The following is a 23,066-nucleotide window of genomic DNA, read 5'->3' as shown; positions in this document are numbered from 1 at the left end:
GAGGCGTTTGATGGGTAGCTTCGTGTTGCTGGCGTTGGCGGGGCTGGCCGGCCAGCTGGTTGATGGGGCGCTGGGAATGGCGTTCGGCGTGACCTCGACCACAGTGTTGCTGGCGGCGGGGATCGCCCCGGCGATGGCCTCGGCGAGCACGCATCTGGCCGAAGTGGGCACGACGCTGGCTTCGGGCTTATCGCACTGGCGGTTCGGCAACGTCGACTGGCCCAAGATCGGCTGGTTAGCCGTACCGGGCGGGATCTCCGCGTTCGTGGGGGCGACGTTTTTGACATCGATCCCGGCTGCGGCGGCCGAGCCCGTGGTCGCGGTGATCTTGTTCGGTGTAGGGATTTACATCCTGTTGCAGTTCGCGGTCGATCGGTCCGGCCCGGTGGTGCGGGTGCGTTCAGTGCCGCGCCGGTTCTTGACTCCGCTGGCGGTGGTAGCAGGGTTCATGGACGCCGTCGGCGGCGGAGGCTGGGGACCGGTGGGCTCCTCGACGCTGCTGGCGTCGCGCCGCATGGAGCCGCGCAAAGTCGTGGGCACCATCGCTGCCAGCGAATTCATCGTCACCATCGGAGCCAGCCTCGGGTTCCTGTTCGGCCTGTCCGCCTCGGAGATCCCGTTCCGCGTGGTGGCTGCGCTGCTGGTCGGCGGCGTCATCGCCGCGCCGATCGCGGCCTGGGTGGTGCGATTTCTCAACGCCCGACTGCTGGGCACTCTGGTCGGCGGGGTAATCGTGCTGACTAACCTGCGCACCTTCTTGCAAGCGATCGGCTTCGAGACCCTACTCAGCGTCCCCCTGTACGCCGTGTTGATTGCAGGCTGGCTCACCGCGATCATCCTCGCCATCCGCGCCACCCGGCTGGATCGCCAGCAGGGCACCAAGCCTGCTGTGGAGGCTGAGGACGCGGCTACCGCAGCAGGGTCGTAACTCTCAGCCACAGCATCAGTGAGAGGACCATCCACAGCATCAGTGAGAAGACGATGACCGTTCAGCGGCACGACTGGTCGTGCCGACCACGTAGGAACGGAGTAGCCATGACCGAATTCGCTGATCCGACATTCTACCGTAGCCCGGCCGAGGCGGCAGCGGCCCCGGCCGAGCGGTTGGCCTATGTGGCCGCGTTCGACCGGAGCGGACGGTCGCCGGATGCCCTAGCTGTGGTCAATGTCGACTCGGACTCGGCCTCCTACGGGCGCGTGATTGGGTGGGCCGAGTTGTCCACCTATGGCGACGAGCTGCATCACTTCGGGTGGAACGCCTGCAGCAGTGCCCTGATGCACGAGGGCCACGACATGCACGGGTTGGCGCGCCGGTATCTGCTGTTGCCCGGTATTCGCAGCTCAACTATCCACATCTACGACACCCAGCCCGATCCGACGGAGCCGCGGCTGGTGAAAACCATCGGCGCCGACGAGTTGGCCGATAAGGCAGGGTATTCCCGCCCGCACACGCTGCACTGCGGTCCGGATGGGATTTTCCTGTCCTGCCTGGGCGGTGCGAACGGATCCGAGGGGCCGGGCGGGATCGCGCTGCTGGACCACGACAGCTTCGAGGTGCTGCGGGCGTGGGAGACTGAGCGTGGGCCGCAGTATCTGGCCTACGACGCTTGGTGGCACCTGCAGCGCAACACCGCGATCACCAGCGAATGGGGCACCCCTTCGATGATCGAGAACGGGCTGGACCCTGAGTTGTTGCTGGCGAACCAGTACGGGCACGCGCTGCACTTCTGGGACCTCGCCGAGGGCCGGCACATTCAACGGGTGGACCTCGGCGAACAGCACCAGATGGTGCTCGAACTACGTCCGGCCCACGATCCAGAAGCCACCTGGGGCTTCGCCGGGGTGGTCGTCTCGACCGAGGATCTGTCCGCCTCGGTGTGGCACTGGCACCATGACGGTGAACGCTGGGTCGCCGACAAGGTCATCACGATTCCGGCCGAACCGGCCGCCGCTGAGCTACTGCCGCCGGTGCTGCGGCCCTTCGGTGCCGTTCCTCCGCTTGTGACTGACATTAGCTTGTCGGTCGATGATCGGATGCTGTACGTGTCCTGCTACGGCACGGGCGAACTCAAACAGTTCGACGTCACCGACCCCGCCAGCCCGCGCGAGACCGGTTCGGTGCGCCTCGGCGGCGTGGTCTCCCGCACGCCGCATCCCGCCGCGCCCGGCGAAGCACTCGCCGGGGGGCCGCAGATGGTCGAGACCAGCCGTGACGGGAACCGCGTCTACGTCACCAACTCGCTCTACGGTGCCTGGGACGACCAGTTCTACCCCGACGGCGTCGGAGCATGGATGGCCACACTCCACGCCGACCCCGCCGGCGGACTGACGATCGACCCGCAGTTCTTCCCCCACGGGCAGGACTTTCGCGGTCGCCGCGTGCACCAGATCCGAGTCGAAGGCGGCGATGCCTCCTCCGACTCCTACTGCTACCGCTGACTTACCGCACGCCCACGCGGTCTCGGTCGCGTAGTGCGTCGGTGAATGCCGCCACCACCGACATCAGGGGCGTTTCGGTGTCGGGGTCGAGGTCCGCGCCGTGCTCAGTGCGGGTGATCGCCTGGTCGAGAAGGAAATAGCCGGGTAGCACGTGGGCGGCGCCCATGGAGGTCAGCACCGGCCGCAGGGCGTAGTCGATGGCCAGCACATGGGCGGTGCTACCGCCGGTCGCCAGCGGCAGGATGGTCTTGCCAGCCAGCGCGTATTGCGGCAGCAGGTCCAGGAACGCCTTGAGCAGTCCGGAATAGGCGGCCTTGTAGACCGGGGTGGCGATGACGAGGCCATCGCTTTCTGCCAGCAAATCCGTGGCCTCGGCAATACGGGGGTGCTGGGCTTGGGCGGCCAGCAGCGCCTCGGGCGGCAGGTCTCGTACCCCGACCTGGTGGACCTCGTGGTCCTGCGAGCGAAAATGCGCGCCGAGCCGGTCGAGGACCGCCGCTGTGCGTGAGGTCGGTGACGGGCTTCCGGACAGCAGCATGATCGAGGACATGAGCAACCTCCAGGACTTGGATGTGACCGTTGTTGGGTGGCGGGGGGCAGTGAGTCTGGAGCGGCCGGTGCGCTGGATCTTCCAGCGCACCGGACCGAACAACGTGCTTACGAGGTCCCCCGCGCAACATGCTCGGCGTGTGTTCGCTGGGGGTGTGGTAGGCGCACTGCTCAGGCCGTGGCGGTGCTGCCGGGGGTGAAGGTTGCGTGACTTACCTGCTCGAACAGGAGGATCGTTCCGACGTTGCGAGTACCGTCTGGTCGGTTCTGGCCACCGTGCACGTGGACCGTGTCCACCCGAGGTCGTGCATCACGGCCCTAGCGACCCGACCGACCTCTGGCCCGGCAGGAGAGTCCCCGTGACACGGGCAGACGAGCGCACCGCCGCGTGTGGCGACGGTTGCCAGTGCCCGGTCGAGTTCATGCCCGCCCCAGGTGCCTGTGAGCACGTCGGACCAAGCATGCTGTGACAGCGCTATCGGCTCTTCCGGCGCCGTCGCCGGCTGGTGGTGGAACGCGAGGTATTCGGCGCCGGTACGGGTGTCGCGGTAGCGGTGTGTGGCGAAGGTGCCGTGCGGGTGGAATCGAGTGGGCAACCGGTGCCGTGTTGTAGCCCGTTCGCCGTACCGCCGGTGGGTAATCACGTCGGTGACACGTACGCGCTCCAGGGTGTGTTGGGTGGCGAACCGGGCGGTTGCTGCCGAGCCGAGGAGATCTCCGTGCTCGCTGACGAGAGCAGACACCGCGGCGACGGGCGCGAGGCCGGCCAGGCACATGAGGTCCACAGCGGCCTCGGGGGCGTCGGCGTGCGCGAGGACCCCGTCGGTGTCGGTGCGTATCGGCATGATGTGGCCGGGCCGGATCAGATCATCCGCATGAGATTCGGGCGAGGCCAACACACGCAGCGTGCAGGCTCGGTCGTGGCCGCTGATGCCGGTGGTGATGCCGACACCGGCGTCGACCGACACGGAGAAACCTCCGTATGCGGGCCCGTGTCGGTTAATCATGGGTGGGATGTCGAGGGTGTCGAGCCGGTCGGCGGTGGTCGCCGCAAGCACGAAGCCACTCGTGTGCCGCACCATCCAGCCGAGTTGCTCACCCTGAGCCAGGCTGGCGGCGAGCACGAGGAAAATGCTGTTGGTGCCTGCGGCCTCGACCACGATCGGTCGCCCGGCGGTCAGTGCGTCCAGGGCGCGATGCACGGCGGTCGCGGTGGTGTGGCCGTTGGTGTGGGTGGTCATGGGAGTCTCCGAAGGGGTTTGTGCTCCTGCGGATCAGGCAATCGCGGCGTGCTCGTGTTCGTACTGGTTGCCCGGCTGGGACAGGTCGTAGTGCTCGCGCAGGGTGGTGCCGGTGTAGTCGGTGCGGAACAGGCCGCGCTGCTGCAGCAGTGGGATGACGTGTTCGACGAAGGCCTGCAGGCCGGAGGGCAGTACGGCGGGCATGATGTTGAACCCGTCGGCGGCGCCCGTGGTGAACCAGTGCTGCAGCGTGTCGGCGACCTGTTCGGGGGTGCCGGTGAAGGTGCGGTGCCCGCGTCCGCCGCCGAGGCGGCCGATGAGTTCCCGCACGGTTAGGTTCTCCTCGCGGGCGAGCGTGACGATGAGGCTGTAGCGGCTCTTGGCCCCTTCGATGTCGTCCTCGGTGGGTAAATCGGCGGGCAGCGGCCGGTCCAGCGGCAGCTCATCGGGATGCCGCCGCAGCGTCCGGGCGAGCTGCGTGTGGGCGTGTTTGGTGACGATAAGTTCGTCGAGCTGCTCAGCGACCTGTCGTGCCTCGGCTTCCGTGCTGCCGATCACCGGCACCACGCCGGGAAGGATCTTGACCCGTTCGGGATCACGACCTGTATGGGAAATGCGGGTTTTGACGTCGCTGTAGAAGGTCTGCGCATGCGACAGCGTTTGTTGGGCAGTGAAGATGGCCTCTGCGTGGTCTGCGGCGAAGTCCTTGCCTTCTGTCGACGAGCCCGCTTGCACCAACACGGGGTGCCCCTGCGGCGGCCGCGGGGTGTTGAGGGGCCCGCCGATGCGGTAGTGCCAGCCGTGGTGGTTGATGGGACGTACCCGGGAGGACTCGGCCCAGACGCCAGCCTGTTTGTCGCCGAGCACGGCGTCGTCGGTCCAGCTGTCCCACAGTTTGCGGGTCACGTCGACGAACTCGGCCGCGCGCTCATAGCGATCGTGATGGGTGGGCTGGGTCTCGAGACCGAAGTTTCGGGCCGCCTCGACGTTGGCAGTGGTGACGATGTTCCACCCGGCCCGTCCACCGCTGAGGTGATCCAGGGAGGCGAAGCGGCGGGCCAGGTTGAACGGGTCGTTGTAGGTCGTCGAGGCAGTCGCGATCAACCCGATATGCTCAGTGGCCGCGGCCAAAGCGGCCAGCAGCATCGTCGGGTCCAGGATCCCGGAGGGGCGCCGTCCCACATCACCCTGAAGACCGGGGCTGTCGGCGAAGAACACCGAGTCCATTCGGCCCGTCTCGGCCAGCCGCGCCAGGTGGGTGAAGTGGGCGAGGTCGGTTCCCGCGTGTGGGTCGGATTCAGGCAGCCGCCACGAGGCCTCGTGGTGGCCGGTGGTCATCAAAAACGCATTGAGATGCATGAAACGCGCCGTGGTCATGCTTGAGACCTTTCGTGTCAATGGAGGCGAGGTTCCGTGATCGTCCCGGGGAACCGGCCCCGACGGGGGGCGATCGTGATGAACGCTCATCCCCGCCGAGGCCGTCGGTATCTCGCCGCTGTCCGGGTGGGCATACGTCAATGACCGGCGGGCGCCTATGTCCGCCAGCGGGACAACCTGCGTTCGATTCCGACGAGCACCGCGTTGAAGGCGAGTCCGAGCAGCGAGATCGTGACGATCCCGGCATACATTTGCGGCACTTGGAAGTTGTACTGGGACATGTTGATCAGGTATCCGAGCCCGGCTTTGGCGCCGACCATCTCCGCTGCCACCAGGACCAGGATCGAGTTCGCCCCGGCTAGCCGGATCCCGGTGAAAATCATCGGCACCGCTGCGGGAAGCACGACCTTGCCGAATAGTGGGAGCGGTGTGAATCCCAGGGAGCGTGCGGACTTGATCAACAGTGGGTCCACTGTCCGCACGGCACTGATCGTGTTCAGCAGGATCGGCCACGTGCAGGCGAACACGATCAACGACACCTTTGAGGTCTCGCCCAGGCCCAGCAGCAGCACGAACACCGGTAGTAGTGCCAGGGCCGCGGTGTTGCGGAACACCTCGAGCAGTGGGTTGAGCAGTTCGTCGGCTATCCGGTACCAGCCGATTACCACGCCCAGCGGGACCGCGACCGTGATCGCGATCAGGAATCCGGCCAGCGACCGCGCCAGGCTCGCGCCGAGGTTTGCCAGTAGCTGCCCGTTGACCAGCAGCTCGAACCAGGTGGCCACGACTGTGCTGAACGGCGGCAGGAAGATCTTTTCGACTAAGCCGATGCGCGGCACCGTTTCCCACAGCAGCAGGAACGCGACCAGCGCCACCGATAACTTGAACGCCCTTATGAGGTGGGCGCGGATCACTGTCACTGGTGCGGCAGCGGAACTGCGCTGACGCTCCAGTACTGCCTCAGCCAACGGGGAACGCCTCCTTCTCGCTCTTCGCGTCGGTGTCCCCGGTTGTCGCTGCCGGCCCGTTGCCGGCCTCGACTTCAGATCGGACCAGGCTCCAGACCTGGTGTCGGTAGTGGGCGAACTCGGGCTCCGAACGGATGTCGTCGTGCTCCGTGCGGTCGCGCAACTCGATATCGACGACCTGCTTGATCCGTCCCGGCCGGGCGCTGAGTACGGCGACTCGCTGCCCCAAGTACACGGCCTCGTCGATACCGTGGGTGATGAACACGATCGTTTTGCCGGTGCGGTGCCAAATGTTGAGGAGCTCCTCCTGGAGAATCTCGCGGGTCTGAGCATCCAGCGCGGCGAACGGTTCGTCCATCAGCAGCACTTCCGGATCGAAGGCCAGACTCCGCGCGATCGCGACGCGCTGTTTCATACCTCCGGAGAGCTCGTGCGGATAGCGGTCCTCGAAACCGGCGAGCCCGACCAGCTCCAAATACTCCAGTGCACGCTCGCGGCGCTGCTGAGTGGGGACTTTCTTGGCCTCGAGCCCGAACTCGATGTTTCCGTGCGCCGTTCGCCAGGGCAGCAATGCGTACTGCTGAAACACCACTCCCCGGTCGAGCCCGGGGCCGGTGATCGGTGTGCCGTCCAACCGGATCTCGCCTCGGGTCGGCTCGGTCAGTCCGGCCAGCAGGTCGAGCATGGTCGACTTGCCGGAGCCGCTGGGCCCGACAATCACGGCCAGCTCGCCGGAATTGATGCGCAGGTCGACGTCCTCGAGCACGCTGAGCTCGGCGTCCTGTTCCCCTTTGTCCGGACGCACCCGGAAACTTTTGGATACCCCGTGAAAATCGATGATGGTCATGATCTCCTCTATTGGGTCTGGCTACCGTCGGAACGGGTTGAATTCGTTGGTGTAGAGCTGTTGCGGAGCGATCTGGCCGGGTTCGACCCGTCCGTCGGCGATGAGGTGGTCCAGCCATATGGTGAATTCACGCTCGGCGATCAAACCGCCCACACCGGCCACCCCGGTGCTACGCCAGAAACGTATGGTCTCCGCGTTCTCGTTGCGCCCGCGCCGCCGGATCAGGCTCACGAACCGGTCGACGACCTCGTCGCGGGGGCGTGTTTGCGCCCAGCGCAAAGCCCGGGCGCTCCCCTCCACCAGCGTTCTGGTCGTGTCCGGGTTCGTCGCCACGAAATCGTCGCGCATGACATAGCAGCCCCCGGTGAACGCCCCGAGCAGTTCCACATCGGTGAACACCGGCCGGATCCCGCCGCGCGCGACGGCTTTCTCCCGCTTGAAATCGGACAATACAGCGACGTCGAGCTGACCCGAGCGCAATGCCTGCTCCGCGCTCACCGGGGGTACGACGACCAGTTGGACGGAACGAATTTCCTCCGGCGTGAGCCCGCCGCGTTCCAGGTAGATCGACAGCGTGTCCTCGTGATGGGCCCCGAGGGTATTGACTCCCACCTTCTTGTCGACGAAATCCCGGGGGGATCGGATCGGGCTGTCCTCGGGCACGTAATAGCCCGCGTAGCTGCCCCGGTCCGACCCGTAATACCCCAAAACGGCCGTAACCGGCGCGCCCGCGGCCGCGAGACGCAGGATCGCCCCATTGAACGCACCGCCGATGTCGACATCACCGGTCACTGTGGCCTGGACATCCTGCGGTCCGCTGATGGTATTACCGATCCACTCCAGCCGAATATCGCCTAACAGGCCCAGATCCTGGGCAAGCTCTGGCCAGGTCACGTCCCCCGACCATCCCTGGTAGCGCACCACCTTTCCCGAGCGGTCGGATCCGGTGGCACCGGCTGAGCATCCACCGAGAACGGTACCGGCGGCGATCATTGAGAGGCCGGATCGCAGCACTTTTCGTCTACTCACCGGCCGCAGATGTGAAATACTCACGTGTGCGCTCGAATTCTCTCGATGCGATCATGGGTGTTTCGGTTTCGCGGCGAATGGCGCTATGGCCTCCTGCTGCGCACTACCACCGTTATTTCCGAGGTGCTCTCGCAAGAACCGTGACGTCTTGCGCCGCGATTCCTGGCAAAGACACGAACGGATCCTCGCCGGAACCCGCTATCGAATCCGCATCCCGGTTCTTTCAAACCCTCGGATGAAAGTGGTTTACCCGCGAACGGTGTCAGCTGGCTGCGGGCGAGGAGTAGGCGGCAGCGTCGCCCCGTTTGGCAACACTGTGCTGCCCGTTCACACCGACCGGGATCTCCCCGGCCACCGTGACCCGATGCAGCCGCCGCGGCACGTCCTGGGCATAGTCCGACACCGCATAATGCTGCGTGCTCCGATTATCCCAGATTGCGAGGTCGCCGGGAGCCCACTGCCACCGCACCGTGTTCTCCAGCTCGGTCACATAGCTCTGCAACAAAGCGAACAACGCGCCAAAGTCCGACTTCGGCAACCCCGTAAACGACTGGGCGAAATGCCCGAGCAGCAGCGCACGCTCACCGGTCTCCGGATGCACCCGGACCACGGGGTGCTCGGTCTGATAGACGGTCGAGGTGAACGCCTTGCGGTGTTCCACGGCGGCTTCAGTCTCCGGGGCGGAACCGTGCGAGGCGGCGTAGTCGTAGTCGTTGGTGTGCCGTGCCCACAAGCCTTCGGCGAGTTCGCGCAGCTGATGCGGCAACTTCTGGTACGCCGCGACCGTGTTGGCCCAGACCGTATCGCCGCCATAGGGCGGCAACACGACCGCGCGCAGCAGGGAGAACGAGGGCGGACGGTCCACGAACGTCACATCGGTGTGCCAGCTGTTGGCACGTCCCCGCTCTGCATCGATGGGAAGCACGCTGGCCTGGTCCTGCACACCGGACACCGTCGGATGAGCCGTGGTCAGATCGCCGAGCCGGCGTGCGAACACGGCCTGGGCATCGTCGTCGAGATGGTCTTGACCGCGCAGGTAGATAACTTTGTGTTCTAGCACCGCAGCCCGGATGCGCGCGACAACGTCCTCCGGCAAATCCGGCTCCAGCCGAACACCGGACACGACAGCGCCCAGGGAACCTGCCACAGGCTGAATATTGATTGTGGAACTTTCAGTAACAGTCATGCTGATCTCCTCGTCGATCGTGCTGGCCAGCCCCGCCACGGCTATGCCCCCAGGGCAAGGCCGGACTCGGAACCATTGGTGCGCGTTCCAGCCGAAGCCCGACGAAAACCGACGGACAGGCGAACGCGGGCAAAACGCCTCAGCACCAGCGACACAGTGCGCTGGCCATCCTCACCAGATCGACGCACACGCGGGTCGTGAGCAGAACGCCGCTGAGACCGCGAGGAGCGCGCACGGAAAACCGCTCGGGCACCCGGCCGCCGGGTTCTCCTCCAGCCGCGGTCTCCTCCCGCCGCCTTTTCGACAGCGCAACGACAGCACGCACACCAACAGGCACCCGTGAAGCGGTCGACCATGCTGCAGTCGGGACCTGCCACGCTGAGCTCAGCTTCGGCATGCCGCACCCCCTCTCGCGCGCCGGGAAGCATCCCGTGGGGAAAACTAAACTAAGTTGGTAGAGAATTTACACTTGTTGTCGCTCGCCGCCTAGAGCGTTCCACCAGGTAGGAACAGCCCGATTAGGCCCTGTACTCCCGAAGCTGTCCTGAGCCGCAAAGTAAGGGCTGGCTGGTAACGATCGGGGACTGTCACCAGGTCGGCGAGCAAACCCACATCACTGCTGTGCAGCGTTGCGGCGGTGCAGAGTGCGGTACACCGTGGCGCGGGAGACGGTGAACACGTCGGCGAGATCGGCGACGGTGTACTCGCCAGTGCCGTACATGCGCACGAGTTCGCGCTGTTGCTTGGCTGAGAGCTTCGGCGCACGGCCGCGTAGCTTGCCCTTCGCGCGGGCGACGGCCATGCCCTCTTTCGTTCGCGCCCGCAGCAGGTCGACCTCGAACTCGGCGAAGATAGCCAAGATCGAATAGAACATCTTGCCCATCGGGTCGGTGGGATCGTAGACCTGTCCACCGAGGGACAGCTTAATGCCGCGCTCGGCCAGTGAGTCACCAATGGCGCGTGCATCGGGCACGCTTCTGGCGAGGCGATCGAGTTTGGTCACGATCAGGGTGTCGCCTTCTCGCACGGCCGCGAGAGCTTGATCGAGTCCGGGCCGGGCACGTGTGGTTCCGGTCAGGCCGTGATCGAGATAGATCCGATCGGCGGCGACGCCGAGCTCGGCCAACCGGTCGCGTTGGGCAGTGAGGTCTTGTTCGTCGGTGGAACAGCGGGCGTAGCCGATCAGCTGGGCGTTCATGATCGGAAGCGTACGAATAGGCCCCGACAGCTGCGAAAAATTCCGCACGGGGTATGTGCAACGCCGCAGGTTGTGGTCGGACACGGTCAGTGCATGATGTGGATCATGTGCGGTTGGGGTTCGTCAACTGCAACATTCTGATCTTGGTTTCAGTCACTCGGTGAGTGTGCTGGAGCCCGTACGGCAAGCGAGGCGACAGTCCCGTTCTCCGGTGACTTCCCGGTTCCGGGTCGGCGCGCTGAAGAGTCAGCTGGCTCGGTCTGGACATGCGGCACGGGTCTGTTTGCGCGACAGTGACGGCGAAGGGACATCACTCACGCGGAAGGGGTGGAAGATGCGGCGGGGCCCGATGGTACGTCTGCGAAGGGCCGTCGGTGCACGCCCGATGTTGCGGGTTCCGAAACGCGCCGTCGATGTCGAGACCGCGACGCTGCGTTACCTGCTCTACGGGCTGCTTCCGGCCTGGTTCATCCCGGCCCTGCTGGACTGGTACCAGCATCGGCGGACCGATATCGAGCACACCGCCGGCACCCGGGAGTCGCTCATTCATGCGCTCATGATGAGCGAGGTTGGGCTGCCGGTCCTTGTGGCGATCGCTTTCGAGATCAACCCGCTGGTGCTGGTCCTGATCGCGGTAGCGATCGCCGCGCACGAGGCGACCGCCCTGTGGGATGTCAGCACCGCGGTGGAAAGCGGGCGGGAGGTGCGTCCGTGGGAGCAGCACATCCACAGCTTCCTGGAGGCGATGCCGTTTATGACCACCTCGGCCCTGCTGTGCCTGCACTGGGAGCAAGTCCAGGCGTTGCTGCATGACGCCAGGCAGCCACAGGCCTGGAGGCTGCGACTCAAGCAGCACCGCCTGCCGACCAGCTATCTCGCCTCGATCGGCGTGGCCATCGGCGGGGCCATCGTGCTGCCCTACGGCAACGAGCTGATGCGGTGCCTCAAGGCCGCGCGCTGAAAGCGGATCAGAATAGCAATCCTCTTCCGGACGTACGTAAGGGGTTCCGCTGCGGACGTGGGATGAGTGAGTTCTATCGGATGTAGGCGGTGGGGTGGTTGGCGAGGGCGTCAGCGAGCCACTGCGGGTGCATGGGCAGTAGGTCGGCTGGCAGGTTGTCGGGAGAGAAGAATGCGGCCTCGAGCGTTTCGACTCCATCCCAATGCAGCTCTTCCTGCACGGTCTGGCAGCGGAAACATGAGGTGATGAATTGGCTGACCTGCCCGGAGGGGTAGGCGAAGCTTTGGGAGCTGGGGTGGGAGTAGACACCGATGAGGTGCGAGACCTGCACTTGCAGTCCGGTTTCCTCGGCTACCTCGCGGGTGATGGCTTCGTTGACGGTCTCACCGGGTTCTACGTGTCCGGAGGGCAGTCCCCATTGGCCGTTGTCGGCGCGTCGTTGTAGTAGTACGTGCCCGGAGTGGTTGAACACGACGGCGGCGACCCCTGCCTTGACTGCCTCAGGCCACGGAAAGGAGGGGGTGCTCCACTGTCGGTGATGGGTTCCTGGGGTGAATAGCTCGGTGAGGTTCGACAGTGTGGCGTCGGGGGCGCGGAAGTCCCGCGGGGAGGCGAACACTGTGGGGGTCGGTGAGATCAGGATGGCGGGTAGTCCGTGTTGGTGGGCGCCGAGGATGTCGGTATGTGGGCTATCGCCGACCACCACGGCGCGGGCGTCAGGCGGCACTCCTTCCAGGGCGGCACGAAACATCGATGGGTACGGTTTGCCGATGATGAGCGGGCGCTGGCCCGTGGCCGTCTGCACGGCGGCCACGAGTGCTCCAGTGGCAGGGCGGGGCCCGGTGGAACTGGGAAACGACTCATCGGCGTTGGTGGCCACGAATCGGGCCCCGGAGGTGATTTGGGTGGCTGCGTGGTCGAGATGCGGATACGACACGTGCTGATCGCAACCGATGACGACAGCCTGCGGTTGCTCTGTCTCGGTGATCTCACATCCGGCGCGACGCAATTCGGAGGCCAGGCTCACGCTGCCGACAACATAGACCCGGTTCCATCCTTGCTCGCGCAGGTGCAGGGCTGTCGCCCAGCCGCAGGTGACGATCTCCTCAAGTGTGGCCTCGATCCCGATCTCGGCGAGCAGCTGCAGGACTTCGTCTCGTGCCGGGCGTGGATCATTGGTCAAAAAGCGCACCCTCTTGCCTTGCGCGCGCAGCTGAGCCAGTGCCTGAACGGCGCCCGGCAGAGCGAAATTGTCGAGGTAGACAACTCCGTCAAGGTCTATCAAGAACGTGTCGAACTGCTCGGCCAGCACGACTGACTCCACCTCCCTGCCAGGTATGGCTCTGTTGCTGGAAAAGGCCCGCAGGTTGGCTGCTCCGACAGTGGGTGGCGCGCACCTCGTCGAGCACCGTGGGGACACTCACCGAGGGCCTGTCCGTGGCTCGGAGGTCTCGCGAGGGTGCTCCACTGTGGAAAGCTCGAGACGGTCTTCGAGCGCAGCGAGCGCTGTGGCGAAGCCTTCGAGGCCGATCTCGTCGGCTGGCATGGCTACATAGGTGACGTCGGCGATGGTGTGCAATCCACGCACGAGGAAGGCGTAGGTGTGCCCGTCCTCGAGGAGCAAGATGATCGGTTTGCCCAGGGCGGCCGCCCAGCCGATTTCGATATGGGTGCCAGGCGAAGCGGGATCACCGGGGAAGGCCACGAACAGGCTGCAACCCCGGATCTGCTCATAGTCCAGGCGGCTGCAGTCCTCCGGCTGGAGGAAATCAGCGCCCCACCCTTCCCGCTTATGGGCGTTGTGGACGGTATAGCCGCCCGATTCCAGGTGGTCGATGAGGGCTTCGTAACGGGATCGCACGAACGAACGGAGCTGGCCAGCCTCGGGGTCGACCAGCGCCTTGAACGGGCCGGCGAGAAACACCGACGTTGGGCTGGCCACCGGCGGGGTGCCCCTGTCGCTGGCATGGTCGCTGCTCACTTCTCTCCCACCACAATCAGAAACGGCGGCCGGGTGGTCTCGTTGCCCCACGCGGGCCCATGGGGCTTGGACGGACGCTCGCCTTCGCCCGATACCGGCTCATGCAGGGTGATGTCGCGGAAACCGGCACCGGCCAGTACTTCCCGGTACGTGCGCGAGGGCCAGTGGTAGTCGATCAGTTCGAGTCCCTGGCCATCGGGTCGACGGAGCAGAACCCGGCGCTGCTGACCGGTGCTGTAGCGGCGACCGGGCTCACCGCTACGGAAAGTCGAGAACTGCACACCGGTCGTGTTGGGGTTGGTGTCGAGTACCGCGTAGCGCCCGCCAGGGCGCAAGACGCGGTACATCTCGGCGACGATGCTCTTGATGCGGTCCAAGGAGCCGATGTTGATGCATACGTAGCAAGCCATGGCCGCGTCGATGCTGCCGTCGGCCAGGAAGGAAAGCTGTTCCCCGCTGACGTGGTGATAGTCGATGCGAGGGTGGGCACGCTCCCGTTGGGCGATCGTGAGCATCGCCGGCGATGAGTCCACCGCGACCACAGCACAGCCGTAGTCACCCACGATTCGTTCTGCGACCTTGCCCGGTCCACAGCCGTAGTCGAGCACCCGAGTGGCGTCGTCGAGCCGGAGGGCGTCGAACACGCACGGATAGCCCAGGATGCGCTCGGGCAGGTCGTCATAGGCCTCGAAGCCCGCGGCGATCTCGTCAGCTTCCCAGGAGGTGCTCACCCGCTCACCTCTGCCGTCCGGAGCCGAGGACCCCAACGCTGTAGAAGAAGATGCTGATAGATCGGGTCGAGCGCGGTGAGCATCTCCCCAGGCGCCGGCTCGTCGTGGCGGAGTCGGCGATACACCTCAAAGAGCCCCAACACTTGGGCCCAGTAGTGCGGTAGTCCCAGCCCGCCGAGATCAGCGGAAAGCCCATGTCGGTTGGTGCGCAGGGCTTCCTCCACCTCCAAGACCTCACCGAGCGCCGCCCAATTGTCCTGAGCTGGCATGGCAGGGAAGGTAAACGGCGGGCTAGCAGCCCCGGCGGGGTCGGTCAGCACCGCCTGCACGTTGTCGTCATCCGGGGCGTATATGTGCAACGACCCAGCCGTGTGCGTGTAGTTGCCCAGCGCGACACCGAGTTGAGTAGCCAGGAACTCCTGCAGGAAAGTGAAGGAAAACAGATCGCTGCTCAGGCCCCGGTAGGCATCGTTGGCGCGCATGTAGGCGATGGCGTGCAGCGTGCCCTCACGCAACAGGAACTGCAGACCCAACGTGCAGGAGACATCGAGGTTATCCGGCACCCGCAACTCAGTCCCGTCAAAGATCTGCAACACCGCGCGCTTGCTATCGGCGTCCTCAACCAGCTGATCGACCACCATGCGCCACTGATCACGACCTGGTTGCCCACCGAGGATCTTTTTCCCGTACGCGGTGCCGGTCAGCGACCGCCCATCCATGGAGTACCGGTGCATGCGCGGGGCGTAGTAGCCAATGAAGTCCAGATCGTCACGGGCGGCGAGGTACCATAGTGCTTCAGCGAAATTGAACACGATATTGGTTCGCCGGGCAGGCAGGAACGGCACCCGCTGCCGAGGATCGGTCAGGTCAAACTGTGCAGCGAGCCGCTCCCGGCTGGCAAACCCTCGAGGAGCGTTGCGGTACCTCGGCGAGCAGAACACCCGACGCAGCTGCTCGACATAAGCGTGATGGAAGCTGTCGTAGCTTCCCGACGGGCTGTCCTCGAACTGCAGCCGATTGGTCGCAGTCACCGTGCTCCCTTCGCCGGAATTATCCGGAGCAGGTTCAGCGGTCGACGGCCCTAGCCGTCCTCTCAGCCCGCTCGGCGCGAGCTCCCGTGTACTGGCAAACCGTATCCTCTCCGTGGACCACGAGCCAACAGCTCTGCCCGAACCCTTCGTTCCCGAAGATCACTACCTCGCGAAGGCTGTGACGACCGGGATCCGCGCGTCGGTGACAACTAGACTCGCGGCTGGACCCGAAGCAAAGCACTGTTTCATTTGTCGATCCCCTGCCGTACGTACGCAGGGGGTTCCTCAGTGCGAGGCCGCGTCGCGAGTGCTGTGGTGGCATTGTGGACAGTTCCCTGCAAGGCGCTCGAGTCCGCGTCGAATGACTGCTTGCCAGCTTGGCTGGTGTGCGGACACGGCATGGTGCAGATAGGGGTGGTTGTCGTTGACCAGTGATGTTGGCCACTGATGGCGTGTCGTTTCGGCATGGCGTTGTGCTAGGACGCACCCGAGCACGAAATCGCTCATTGCGTATGACGTGTTCAGCAACTCCTCGTCGGGCACACCGCGTTCGTACAACAGCGCGCACAATCGGTCGGACAGAGCGAGGTAGCCAGGCCCGAGCGGGGGACGCCGCATCACGTGGGTGATTGCCCAGGGATGCCGGAGTAGGTGGGATCGCCACACCAGCAACAGTCCGACGAGATCTTCACTGGTAATCGCCTCCGCGACCTGCTGGTCGGAGACCAGTGCTGCATCCAGCGTCAGATCTAGGATGTCGTCGCGGTTACGGACATGGCGATACAGGCTCGACGGCACAACCTCCAGCCGTTGCGCCAGTGTGCGCACGCTCAACTGGTCATCGCCCTCGGAATTCAGGAGCGCCAGCGCGGCTTCCGCGATCGTCTGCGGGGACAGCGCGCGGTTGCGCTGCGGCGTCTGCCGCTCCTGCAACCAGTACGACATCACTACCTCACCTGCTAATCTGTTAAGTGAACGGTAATCACTTTAGGAGGTTGGGTGAACATCCGGACGCTGTTGCCCGTCACACAGGCAGGCGTGAAGATCAGACCGTTAACTCACAGCGACGCCGCCGCGTACGCCAACGGTAGCCACGACACGGACGTGCGTCGGTTCGCGCATCTTCCCGAACCGCACTACACCCCGGCTCTGGTCAGCGAGCAGATCGACTCGATCATCACGCCCGGCCTCATCGCGGGCAACCTCGCTGTACTGGCCATCGCCGACAACAGCTCGGACCAGTTCCTGGGCAGCGTCGTACTCTTCGACATCGCCGACAACCGCGCCGAGATCGGATTCTGGCTCGCCGCAGCGGCACGTGGCCGCGGAGCTGCGCACCAGGCTGTGGAATGTGTGGCCGAACTCGGCACCCGCATGGGACTTCGCGAGCTGCATGCCCGGACCGTCAACGACAACACGACCTCTGTGCGCACGCTGACCAATGCAGACTTCGCTCCTCACGGGAACGCAGAAATAGGAACCGCACCTTCCGGTGAGCAAGCCCTCCTGCAGCATTACACCCGCAGCCTCTGAGCACACAGACCAGTCAGACTGGCTGATCGTCCCGGTTGTCGATCCTCATCAGAAGGCGCTATTTGTCGGTGTGGAGCGTGAACGACACGATGTCGATGGGATCTTCAGGCCCGAGCCCGGGGTAGTGCTGGTCGAGTGCGGCGTGGAGTTCCGCGAGGTCGGTGAAGCCGTCATGCTGTGCGTCCTGCTCGGTGAGTGCTGCGCGTGCTGCAGTGTTGACCGAGGCGATGTCGGCCGGGATTTCCACCACGTCGCCGGAATCCTTCTCGAAGACGATCCGGGCCTCGCCAGGGCGGAACGGGTCGTCGACACGGATCGTCTGGCGCTTGCTGCCGTCGCGGATACTGTCTTCGTAGCCTTCCCACATGTAGAGCCGCTGGGGTTGCTCGGCGGCTCGCCAGTCGAAGGCATGGGGGAGCAGGTCACGCACCGGGACAGCGGTGAGCCCGTTGGCGTCGCGGACAACGCAGCGGATGGTGGGGGCGATGTCGAGCAAGATCTGGCGGCACTTCCCGCACGGTGGGAGGACATCTCCGGTCGGGCCATACACAGCGGCGACCGCGATAATCGAGTCGTCGGGGCGGGTAGCGGCGCGATTGGACAGGGCGCTGATCTCGCCGCAGGGTCCACCAAGGAAGTGGTAGGTGTTGACTCCGAGGACAACTGCGCCGCTCTGCAACCGCAGCGCAGCCGCCACCGTGTGGTCACCGTCATCGTTGACGGACTCCGCGTGGGCCACAGCCGCACGAACGAGATCGCGGTGATCAGCAGACAACATGCTCATGATCGTAGTGACACCGTGCACACGACCGAGCGCCCCCTTTTTCTCGCGCCTCACGCAGCCGCCGACAGAACCTCTCACGTCCGCGAGCCGATCCCCTGCGGACAGATAGTCAGTATGAGCGATGAGTTTCGAGCTGCTCGGTGGTCTCTACTCGTGATGCCACTTGTCGTATGGCAAGCACCCCAGCCGAGGAAGGAGCCTGATCAATGGACCAGCCGACCGCCGAGGAGGCCCTGAGGAGGCTCGAACCGCTCGTCGGCGAGTGGAGCCTAGAAGCTAGTGGACCGGACGGTCTTCCATGGCCGGGTAACGCACGCGCCACGATCGAGTGGCACGACTCCGGCGCGCACCTGATCGAGCGATCCACAGTCGACATGCCGGAATCGCCCGGTGGTGACGGCGGCGACACGGCGCCGCCGTCATCCGGCAACGCCATCTCGATCATGGGCTGTGACGCGGCGAACGACACCTACGTACGACTTCACTCCGACGAGCGCGGCATCTGCCGCGTCTATCAGATGAGCATCGACGAACGCGAGTGGAAGCTCTGGCGAGAGGGTGAGCCGTTCCCGCAGCGCTTCACCGCGACGATCAGTGAGGACGGCAACACGATCACCGGCCATTGGGTACATAAGACACCCGACGGTCAATGGGAGACCGACATTCGTGAGGTCTTCCGCAGGGTCACGTAGCGGCCCAACGGGCGAAGCAGTGAAGCAAGAGCTGAGACCCGTCGCTCACCGCATGAACCCGGGATCCCGCTGTGAGACCGAGATCCGTCACGTCTTGGCGAGTTTGCGGTAGGGCATGATCTCGTCGACGATGCCGTAGTCCTTGGCCTGCTCGCCGGTGAGCATCTTTTCTCGTTCGATGTCCGCGCGGACCTGCTGTTGAGTGTTGCCGGTGTGGGTGGCCAGGGTCGATTCGAGAAGCCCGCGCATGCGTTCCACCTCGCCTGCCTGGATTTCCAGGTCGGAGACTTGTCCGTAGATGCCCTCGATGGAGGGCTGGTGGATCAGTATTCGCGAGTTCGGCAAAGCGATGCGCTTGCCCGGTGTGCCCGCGGCGAGCAGCACCGCCGCGGCCGAGGCTGCCTGGCCCAGGCAGACGGTGCTGATCTCGGGCCGCAGGTACTGCATGGTGTCGTAGATGGCCATCAGTGCGGTGAACGAACCACCGGGTGAGTTGATGTAGACATCGATGCCGCGGTCGGGATCGTCGGATTCCAGATACAGCAGCTGGGCCATGATGTCGTTGGCCGAGACGTCGTCGACGGGCACACCGAGGAAGACGATGCGTTCGCTGAACAGTTTGTTGTACGGGTCGGACTCCTGCGTTCCGTAGGGCGTGCGCTCGACAAACGAGGGCAGCACGCGGCGGGCGTGCGGACGGTGCACAGAGCTCAAGGCGACTCCTCTGGTCTGGTGCGAATCGGGGTGCGGTCACACGCTCGAGACTGTGCGGTCGGCGATCGCAGGCGAGGCCGCATCGGGCGCGTCGACCTCATCCTGACCCCGGATACGACATCGGTCGAGCGCTGATCGCCACCGGCGAAATCGCCGCTGGAAACATCCCCCGACACGAACGAGACGCGGATGCGCCCGCCCGCCCCTCGGCCGCTTTCATAAGGGATCCCGCTGCGGACAGCTTGTGACAGCTGCTGATGCGCGGCGTGCTCAGCTCGCGCCGGTACGAGATTTTCGGAGGTGTACGAGCGCGTAGCCGTCCAGAGTGGATTCTCGACACGTCTCGGTATAGCCAAGCCGCCCGTACAACTGGAGGTTGCCAGCACTGTGTTCGCCGGTGAACAGCCGTAGCTCGGTTACCTCGTTGGGCAACCGTTCCTCGATACCTCGAAGCAAGCTGCTGGCGAGCTGCCGACCCTGCCAATCCGGCGCGACGGCCAGACGGCACACCTCTGCACGGCTCGGGTCTGCCCTACCGACCCGAGCCGGACTGCGGACACCAGCCGACCGTTCGACTCGCGCCAGCCGAACCCGATCACCTCCGACTCGGCGAGCTCGGCACTGACCTGATTAAGCGACTCCAGCAGCGGCGGAAGACACGGATCTCTATACGTCTGCGCCTCAGTGACGTACGCGGCCCGCTGCAGCGTTAGCACCTCCCCCGCGTCGTCGGGCTGCAGTTCGACCAGGCACTCCACATGACAAATCCTGCCAGCCCAGAGAACTCCGCTGGCACGCCGTTTCGATCGAGAGCTTCGATTCCGTCCGCAACGGGATCGATCAGTGAGACGGGACTGGGAGGTCGAGGCGCGTGGTCATGTCCAGGCGGAAGCGCCCGTAGGGATTGATGTTGGACCAGAACAGCGGGCTCAGCGCCCGGCGTTCATCGGGTCCGAGGAGTTCGTCCCAGCCGGGGCTATCCAGGACGTTTTGCAGCAGCAGGGTATTGACGTGCACCAGTGCCGACTGGAGGAGGTGCAGGGCGAGCATGGAAACTTCAGCAGTCTCGCGGTCGGGGCCGGTGAGTTCGCTGTTCTTGCCGTAGAAGATGACGCCGTTGCCGGAGTTCCAGTTCTCCACGACCTGCAGCCCACCGTGAATCTCGCGGCGCAATTCGGGGTCGGCGAGGTAGTCGCAGACGAAGATCGTGCGCACTGCGCGACCGAGTTCTTCCAGGGCCTGGTAAGTGGGGTGCTTGGGCCCGCCGCGGGTGAACCGGCGCAGGATCGACTCCGACTCGGCCGTGCCCAACCGCAGAGCGGTGGCGTATTTGACCATTTGGTCGTACTGCTGGGCGATGAGCTCCCAGTTAATCGGTCTGGTCAGTACCGGTCCGAGATGCGCCCAGCTGCCGCCGTCGTCGGGCCGGTACAGCCGAATCGAGCCGATGTTTTTCAACCGGGGCAGCAGGCGGAAGCCGAGCAGTTCGGTGAAGGCGAACCCGACCACGCTGGCGCCGTGGGTATCGACGTAGTTCGCCTCGATGTCAGCGTTGGTGCAGTGCCGCAGCAAACCTTCGATCATCGCCGCGACCTCCGACGATGAGCAGGATTTGAGCTGGGAGTAGATGCAGGTGTGCTGGCGCTCGACGTGCCAGTAGATCATCACTCCGGGCCCGCCGTAGCGCTGGTGCCATTCGGTCATCAGATTCGACTCCCACGAGCCGAACTTCTTGCTGTCGCTGGCACACGCGGTCCCTTCGCCCCACCACCGTGGATCACGGGCCGCGAACGTGGCGTTGACCAACTTGGCCACCGCCGCCCGCAGGTTGTCGCGAGTGATGAAGTGCCGACGCACGTGCCGCAACTCGCGCTCGGTCTCCTCGTGTTCGCCGGTGGCCACGAGCTTGCGGATACCGATGTTGGTGCCCAGTGCGAACAACACCAGAAGCAGCCGACGCCGCAGAGTGTCCCGATCGAGGTTTTCGCGGGAGGCCACCGAGGAGAACTCGCCGGTGAACTCGGTGAGGAAGTCGGCGTCCTTGAGCACATCCAGCAGGTCCATCGTGCCCCACCGACGGATCACCTCGTCCTTGACCGCGGTCAGCATCCGGGGCTCCGGCAAGGGTTCCAGCTTGGGCACCGTGGTCCACGGTTCGCCGCGGCGTCGCGTGATCCTCACACCGCCGGTGCTTCCCTGGTCCATAGCGGCGTCGTAGCGGTCCAGCGCCGCGGTCATGCGCTGTTTAAGGTCGGCGATGAAGGTCTCGGCCTCGCGGGGCTTGCGCAGCGCCTCGTAGTGCACGTCCCGGGTGGATTCGAAGTCGGCCGGGAGATCGTCCTCGGGGTTGCGCCACCGGTTGGCCCCGGCCACGTAGACCTCGCGGCGCCGCAGCGCCTCCCGCAACGACACCAGCACGCACAGCTCGTACGGGATGCGCTCGATCCGACCTCGCTCGTCGATCACCGCCTCCCGCCAGGCTTTCGGCACCACCCCGTCGACCGGCACTGATTCCTCGCTGGCGTAGAAACGCACCTTGCCGTCGACGTCGCGATAGCGTTGCAGCAGCTCCAGGGCGTGCATGATCGGCCGGTAGGCCGTGTTGTTACACCGAAAATCCAACGCGGCCAACAGCGGCGGCAGCATCCGCCGATAGTGGTTCGAATACGAGGCTCGCAACACCGTACGCACCCGAGCTTGAAAAGCCTGCTGGTTGGCTTTGGCTTCCTTGACTAGATCGTGCAGCGTGGTCTCACCCACCACCGGGTACAGGGCGGTGCGCACCTGCTCGTCCGGGTGTTCCAGCGCCGTCTCGGCCATCCGAAACAAGATGCCGTCCTTGCCCCGCACCCGGCGCAGATCGTCGGTGAGCTCGCGCTCGACCTTCCGGTCCGCCTTCGTGTTGATCTTGTGAATCAGGCCGATCAGCAGGTCGACCAACGCATCAGTGATCTCGGTTTGCCGCATCCAGCACAGCGCCGCCAACAACGTCAGCCGCACCTCGCGGGGCGATTCACGCAGATCGGATGGGTACGAACGCATCGCTCGCGCCCGCCAGGCGACCACCAGCCTCTCCGAGGTGTCGGTGAACAACCCCTCCGGCAGCCCCAGTTGCCACACTGCCGTCAGCTTGTCGATCTCGGCCAGCACCGTCTCCAACCCGATCTGACCGGGATCGGCTTTCAGCTCCGCCAACAGCCCCCGGCCTGCGGAGTCGTCCTCGGCGATCAGCACCTCCAGCGCGGCCACACTCGCCTCGGGCAACCGCTCGACCGTGCGGTGGCAAAACCGCTGCTCGAACGTCGAGCGGGCCGAACCGATTATGCGGTCCAGCCGTCCGGGTGGCTCGATCCCGTCGGCGCGACACCGCACCAGCACCGCCTGCCGCAACCGATCCTCACGCAGCTCAACCGGGCAGACCTCCTCGGCCAACCACCCGGCCAGCTTGTCCTCATCACCCCGGGAGAACTCCCGGAAACCGAACGCGGTCCGGATCTGGGCGCGGTGATACTCGATCGAGCGAGAGCGCCACGAGTAGCGGCCGAACTCCTCGGCAGGCACGCCAACCTGCTCAGCGACGTAGCCGACCGCCTGCGACGGGACCTCCTCGGCATACCGCGGGAACCGCGCCTCGATCTCGAAGAACTTCAGCAACAACGCGAACCCGAGCCGCGTCGACCCGGACTTGTTGCCCACCAGACGCCAGTCATCGCCCACCAGAGTCCACGACTCCACCAGCTCATCCGGCTGCCACTCGCGCTGCACAACGTCACGCTATCGATCATCGAGCACAGCCCTGGATGGA

The 23,066-nt window shown here is 65.0% G+C and carries 22 protein-coding genes; 5 read left to right on the top strand and 17 right to left on the bottom strand.

Annotated features, from left to right (window positions below; all coding sequences use genetic code 11):
- The first annotated feature begins 10 nt into the window (after positions 1–10).
- Both GIY23_RS11370 and GIY23_RS11365 read left to right on the top strand, forming a co-directional pair.
- Complete coding sequence (locus GIY23_RS11370; protein WP_154076623.1) at positions 11–928, top strand: sulfite exporter TauE/SafE family protein; 918 nt, start codon at positions 11–13, stop codon at positions 926–928.
- 53 nt (positions 929–981) lie between these two features.
- Positions 982–2,439: a selenium-binding protein SBP56-related protein gene (locus GIY23_RS11365; protein ID WP_154076622.1), complete on the top strand. Its 1,458-nt coding sequence runs from the start codon at positions 982–984 to the stop codon at positions 2,437–2,439.
- Position 2,440: 1 nt separating this feature from the next.
- On the opposite strand, the gene ssuE is transcribed toward GIY23_RS11365, so the two are convergent.
- The 8 genes from ssuE to GIY23_RS11325 form a co-directional block, all read right to left on the bottom strand.
- On the bottom strand, positions 2,441–2,989 hold the full coding sequence (gene ssuE, locus GIY23_RS11360) for an NADPH-dependent FMN reductase (RefSeq protein WP_154076621.1): 549 nt from the start codon (positions 2,987–2,989) through the stop codon (positions 2,441–2,443).
- Between the two features lie 211 nt (positions 2,990–3,200).
- Complete coding sequence (locus GIY23_RS11355; RefSeq protein ID WP_154076620.1) at positions 3,201–4,229, bottom strand: 3,4-dihydroxy-2-butanone-4-phosphate synthase; 1,029 nt, start codon at positions 4,227–4,229, stop codon at positions 3,201–3,203.
- 33 nt (positions 4,230–4,262) lie between these two features.
- Entirely contained in the window at positions 4,263–5,588 is a 1,326-nt protein-coding gene (locus GIY23_RS11350) for an LLM class flavin-dependent oxidoreductase (RefSeq protein ID WP_222850356.1), read from the bottom strand.
- Positions 5,589–5,761: 173 nt separating this feature from the next.
- Entirely contained in the window at positions 5,762–6,574 is an 813-nt protein-coding gene (locus tag GIY23_RS11345; protein WP_154076618.1) for an ABC transporter permease, read from the bottom strand.
- Positions 6,567–7,421 carry an ABC transporter ATP-binding protein gene (locus tag GIY23_RS11340; RefSeq protein WP_154076617.1) on the bottom strand — a complete coding sequence of 285 codons (855 nt, stop codon included), beginning with the start codon at positions 7,419–7,421 and terminating at the stop codon, positions 6,567–6,569. Before GIY23_RS11340 ends, GIY23_RS11345 begins: the two co-directional genes overlap by 8 nt.
- Before the next feature lie 21 nt (positions 7,422–7,442).
- Positions 7,443–8,315, bottom strand: a complete 873-nt coding sequence (locus GIY23_RS11335; RefSeq protein ID WP_323847498.1) for an ABC transporter substrate-binding protein — start codon at positions 8,313–8,315, stop codon at positions 7,443–7,445.
- 397 nt (positions 8,316–8,712) lie between these two features.
- Positions 8,713–9,636, bottom strand: a complete 924-nt coding sequence (locus tag GIY23_RS11330; protein WP_154078782.1) for a TauD/TfdA dioxygenase family protein — start codon at positions 9,634–9,636, stop codon at positions 8,713–8,715.
- 613 nt (positions 9,637–10,249) lie between these two features.
- Positions 10,250–10,834: a recombinase family protein gene (locus tag GIY23_RS11325; RefSeq protein WP_154076616.1), complete on the bottom strand. Its 585-nt coding sequence runs from the start codon at positions 10,832–10,834 to the stop codon at positions 10,250–10,252.
- Between the two features lie 385 nt (positions 10,835–11,219).
- Here GIY23_RS11325 and GIY23_RS11320 point away from each other — a divergent pair, with 385 nt between their 5' ends.
- Positions 11,220–11,795, top strand: coding sequence for a diguanylate cyclase/phosphodiesterase (locus tag GIY23_RS11320; protein WP_154076615.1), 576 nt, complete (start codon positions 11,220–11,222; stop codon positions 11,793–11,795).
- Positions 11,796–11,868: 73 nt separating this feature from the next.
- On the opposite strand, the gene GIY23_RS11315 is transcribed toward GIY23_RS11320, so the two are convergent.
- From GIY23_RS11315 to GIY23_RS11295, 5 genes are all read right to left on the bottom strand, one after another.
- Positions 11,869–13,107 carry an HAD-IIA family hydrolase gene (locus GIY23_RS11315; protein WP_154076614.1) on the bottom strand — a complete coding sequence of 413 codons (1,239 nt, stop codon included), beginning with the start codon at positions 13,105–13,107 and terminating at the stop codon, positions 11,869–11,871.
- Positions 13,108–13,215: 108 nt separating this feature from the next.
- Positions 13,216–13,776 carry a nucleoside 2-deoxyribosyltransferase gene (locus GIY23_RS11310; RefSeq protein WP_222850288.1) on the bottom strand — a complete coding sequence of 187 codons (561 nt, stop codon included), beginning with the start codon at positions 13,774–13,776 and terminating at the stop codon, positions 13,216–13,218.
- A complete protein-coding gene (locus tag GIY23_RS11305) occupies positions 13,773–14,507 on the bottom strand; it encodes a class I SAM-dependent methyltransferase (RefSeq protein WP_187352104.1) in 735 nt (244 codons plus the stop codon). Before GIY23_RS11305 ends, GIY23_RS11310 begins: the two co-directional genes overlap by 4 nt.
- The gene (locus GIY23_RS11300; protein WP_154076612.1) at positions 14,504–15,538 is read right to left on the bottom strand and encodes a thymidylate synthase; all 1,035 of its coding nucleotides are present in this window, start codon (positions 15,536–15,538) and stop codon (positions 14,504–14,506) included. Before GIY23_RS11300 ends, GIY23_RS11305 begins: the two co-directional genes overlap by 4 nt.
- Positions 15,539–15,823: 285 nt before the next feature.
- Positions 15,824–16,483 carry a TetR/AcrR family transcriptional regulator gene (locus GIY23_RS11295; RefSeq protein WP_154076611.1) on the bottom strand — a complete coding sequence of 220 codons (660 nt, stop codon included), beginning with the start codon at positions 16,481–16,483 and terminating at the stop codon, positions 15,824–15,826.
- A 54-nt stretch (positions 16,484–16,537) separates the two neighbouring features.
- Between GIY23_RS11295 and GIY23_RS11290 the strand changes: the two genes are divergently transcribed.
- Positions 16,538–17,071: a GNAT family N-acetyltransferase gene (locus tag GIY23_RS11290; protein WP_187352103.1), complete on the top strand. Its 534-nt coding sequence runs from the start codon at positions 16,538–16,540 to the stop codon at positions 17,069–17,071.
- 58 nt (positions 17,072–17,129) lie between these two features.
- Here GIY23_RS11290 and GIY23_RS11285 read toward each other — a convergent pair whose 3' ends face one another.
- Entirely contained in the window at positions 17,130–17,768 is a 639-nt protein-coding gene (locus tag GIY23_RS11285; protein WP_228717663.1) for an ASCH domain-containing protein, read from the bottom strand.
- A gap of 293 nt (positions 17,769–18,061) precedes the next feature.
- Between GIY23_RS11285 and GIY23_RS11280 the strand changes: the two genes are divergently transcribed.
- On the top strand, positions 18,062–18,547 hold the full coding sequence (locus GIY23_RS11280) for a hypothetical protein (RefSeq protein WP_154076608.1): 486 nt from the start codon (positions 18,062–18,064) through the stop codon (positions 18,545–18,547).
- Between the two features lie 87 nt (positions 18,548–18,634).
- On the opposite strand, the gene GIY23_RS11275 is transcribed toward GIY23_RS11280, so the two are convergent.
- From GIY23_RS11275 to GIY23_RS11265, 3 genes are all read right to left on the bottom strand, one after another.
- Positions 18,635–19,261 (bottom strand): ATP-dependent Clp protease proteolytic subunit, encoded by a 627-nt coding sequence (locus GIY23_RS11275; RefSeq protein ID WP_154076607.1) that lies wholly within the window; start codon positions 19,259–19,261, stop codon positions 18,635–18,637.
- 270 nt (positions 19,262–19,531) lie between these two features.
- The gene (locus GIY23_RS23010) at positions 19,532–19,771 is read right to left on the bottom strand and encodes a GNAT family N-acetyltransferase (RefSeq protein WP_267313244.1); all 240 of its coding nucleotides are present in this window, start codon (positions 19,769–19,771) and stop codon (positions 19,532–19,534) included.
- 330 nt (positions 19,772–20,101) lie between these two features.
- On the bottom strand, positions 20,102–23,026 hold the full coding sequence (locus GIY23_RS11265; protein ID WP_154076606.1) for a Tn3 family transposase: 2,925 nt from the start codon (positions 23,024–23,026) through the stop codon (positions 20,102–20,104).
- Positions 23,027–23,066: the final 40 nt, after the last annotated feature.

Source organism: Allosaccharopolyspora coralli, from assembly GCF_009664835.1.
In the GTDB taxonomy this organism is placed as follows: domain Bacteria; phylum Actinomycetota; class Actinomycetes; order Mycobacteriales; family Pseudonocardiaceae; genus Allosaccharopolyspora; species Allosaccharopolyspora coralli.
The sequence above is the reverse complement of the archived record's forward strand: the minus strand, read 5'-3'. Positions and strand labels throughout refer to the sequence as shown.

Bases quoted from the DNA above. Each gene is read 5' to 3' on its own strand.
- GIY23_RS11370 (WP_154076623.1), top strand. From the start codon at position 11: ATGGGTAGCTTCGTGTTGCTGGCGTTGGCGGGGCTGGCCGGCCAGCTG.
- GIY23_RS11365 (WP_154076622.1), top strand. From the start codon at position 982: ATGACCGTTCAGCGGCACGACTGGTCGTGCCGACCACGTAGGAACGGA.
- ssuE (WP_154076621.1), bottom strand. From the start codon at position 2,989: ATGTCCTCGATCATGCTGCTGTCCGGAAGCCCGTCACCGACCTCACGC.
- GIY23_RS11355 (WP_154076620.1), bottom strand. From the start codon at position 4,229: ATGACCACCCACACCAACGGCCACACCACCGCGACCGCCGTGCATCGC.
- GIY23_RS11350 (WP_222850356.1), bottom strand. From the start codon at position 5,588: ATGCATCTCAATGCGTTTTTGATGACCACCGGCCACCACGAGGCCTCG.
- GIY23_RS11340 (WP_154076617.1), bottom strand. From the start codon at position 7,421: ATGACCATCATCGATTTTCACGGGGTATCCAAAAGTTTCCGGGTGCGT.
- GIY23_RS11330 (WP_154078782.1), bottom strand. From the start codon at position 9,636: ATGACTGTTACTGAAAGTTCCACAATCAATATTCAGCCTGTGGCAGGT.
- GIY23_RS11325 (WP_154076616.1), bottom strand. From the start codon at position 10,834: ATGAACGCCCAGCTGATCGGCTACGCCCGCTGTTCCACCGACGAACAA.
- GIY23_RS11320 (WP_154076615.1), top strand. From the start codon at position 11,220: ATGTTGCGGGTTCCGAAACGCGCCGTCGATGTCGAGACCGCGACGCTG.
- GIY23_RS11295 (WP_154076611.1), bottom strand. From the start codon at position 16,483: ATGTCGTACTGGTTGCAGGAGCGGCAGACGCCGCAGCGCAACCGCGCG.
- GIY23_RS11280 (WP_154076608.1), top strand. From the start codon at position 18,062: ATGGACCAGCCGACCGCCGAGGAGGCCCTGAGGAGGCTCGAACCGCTC.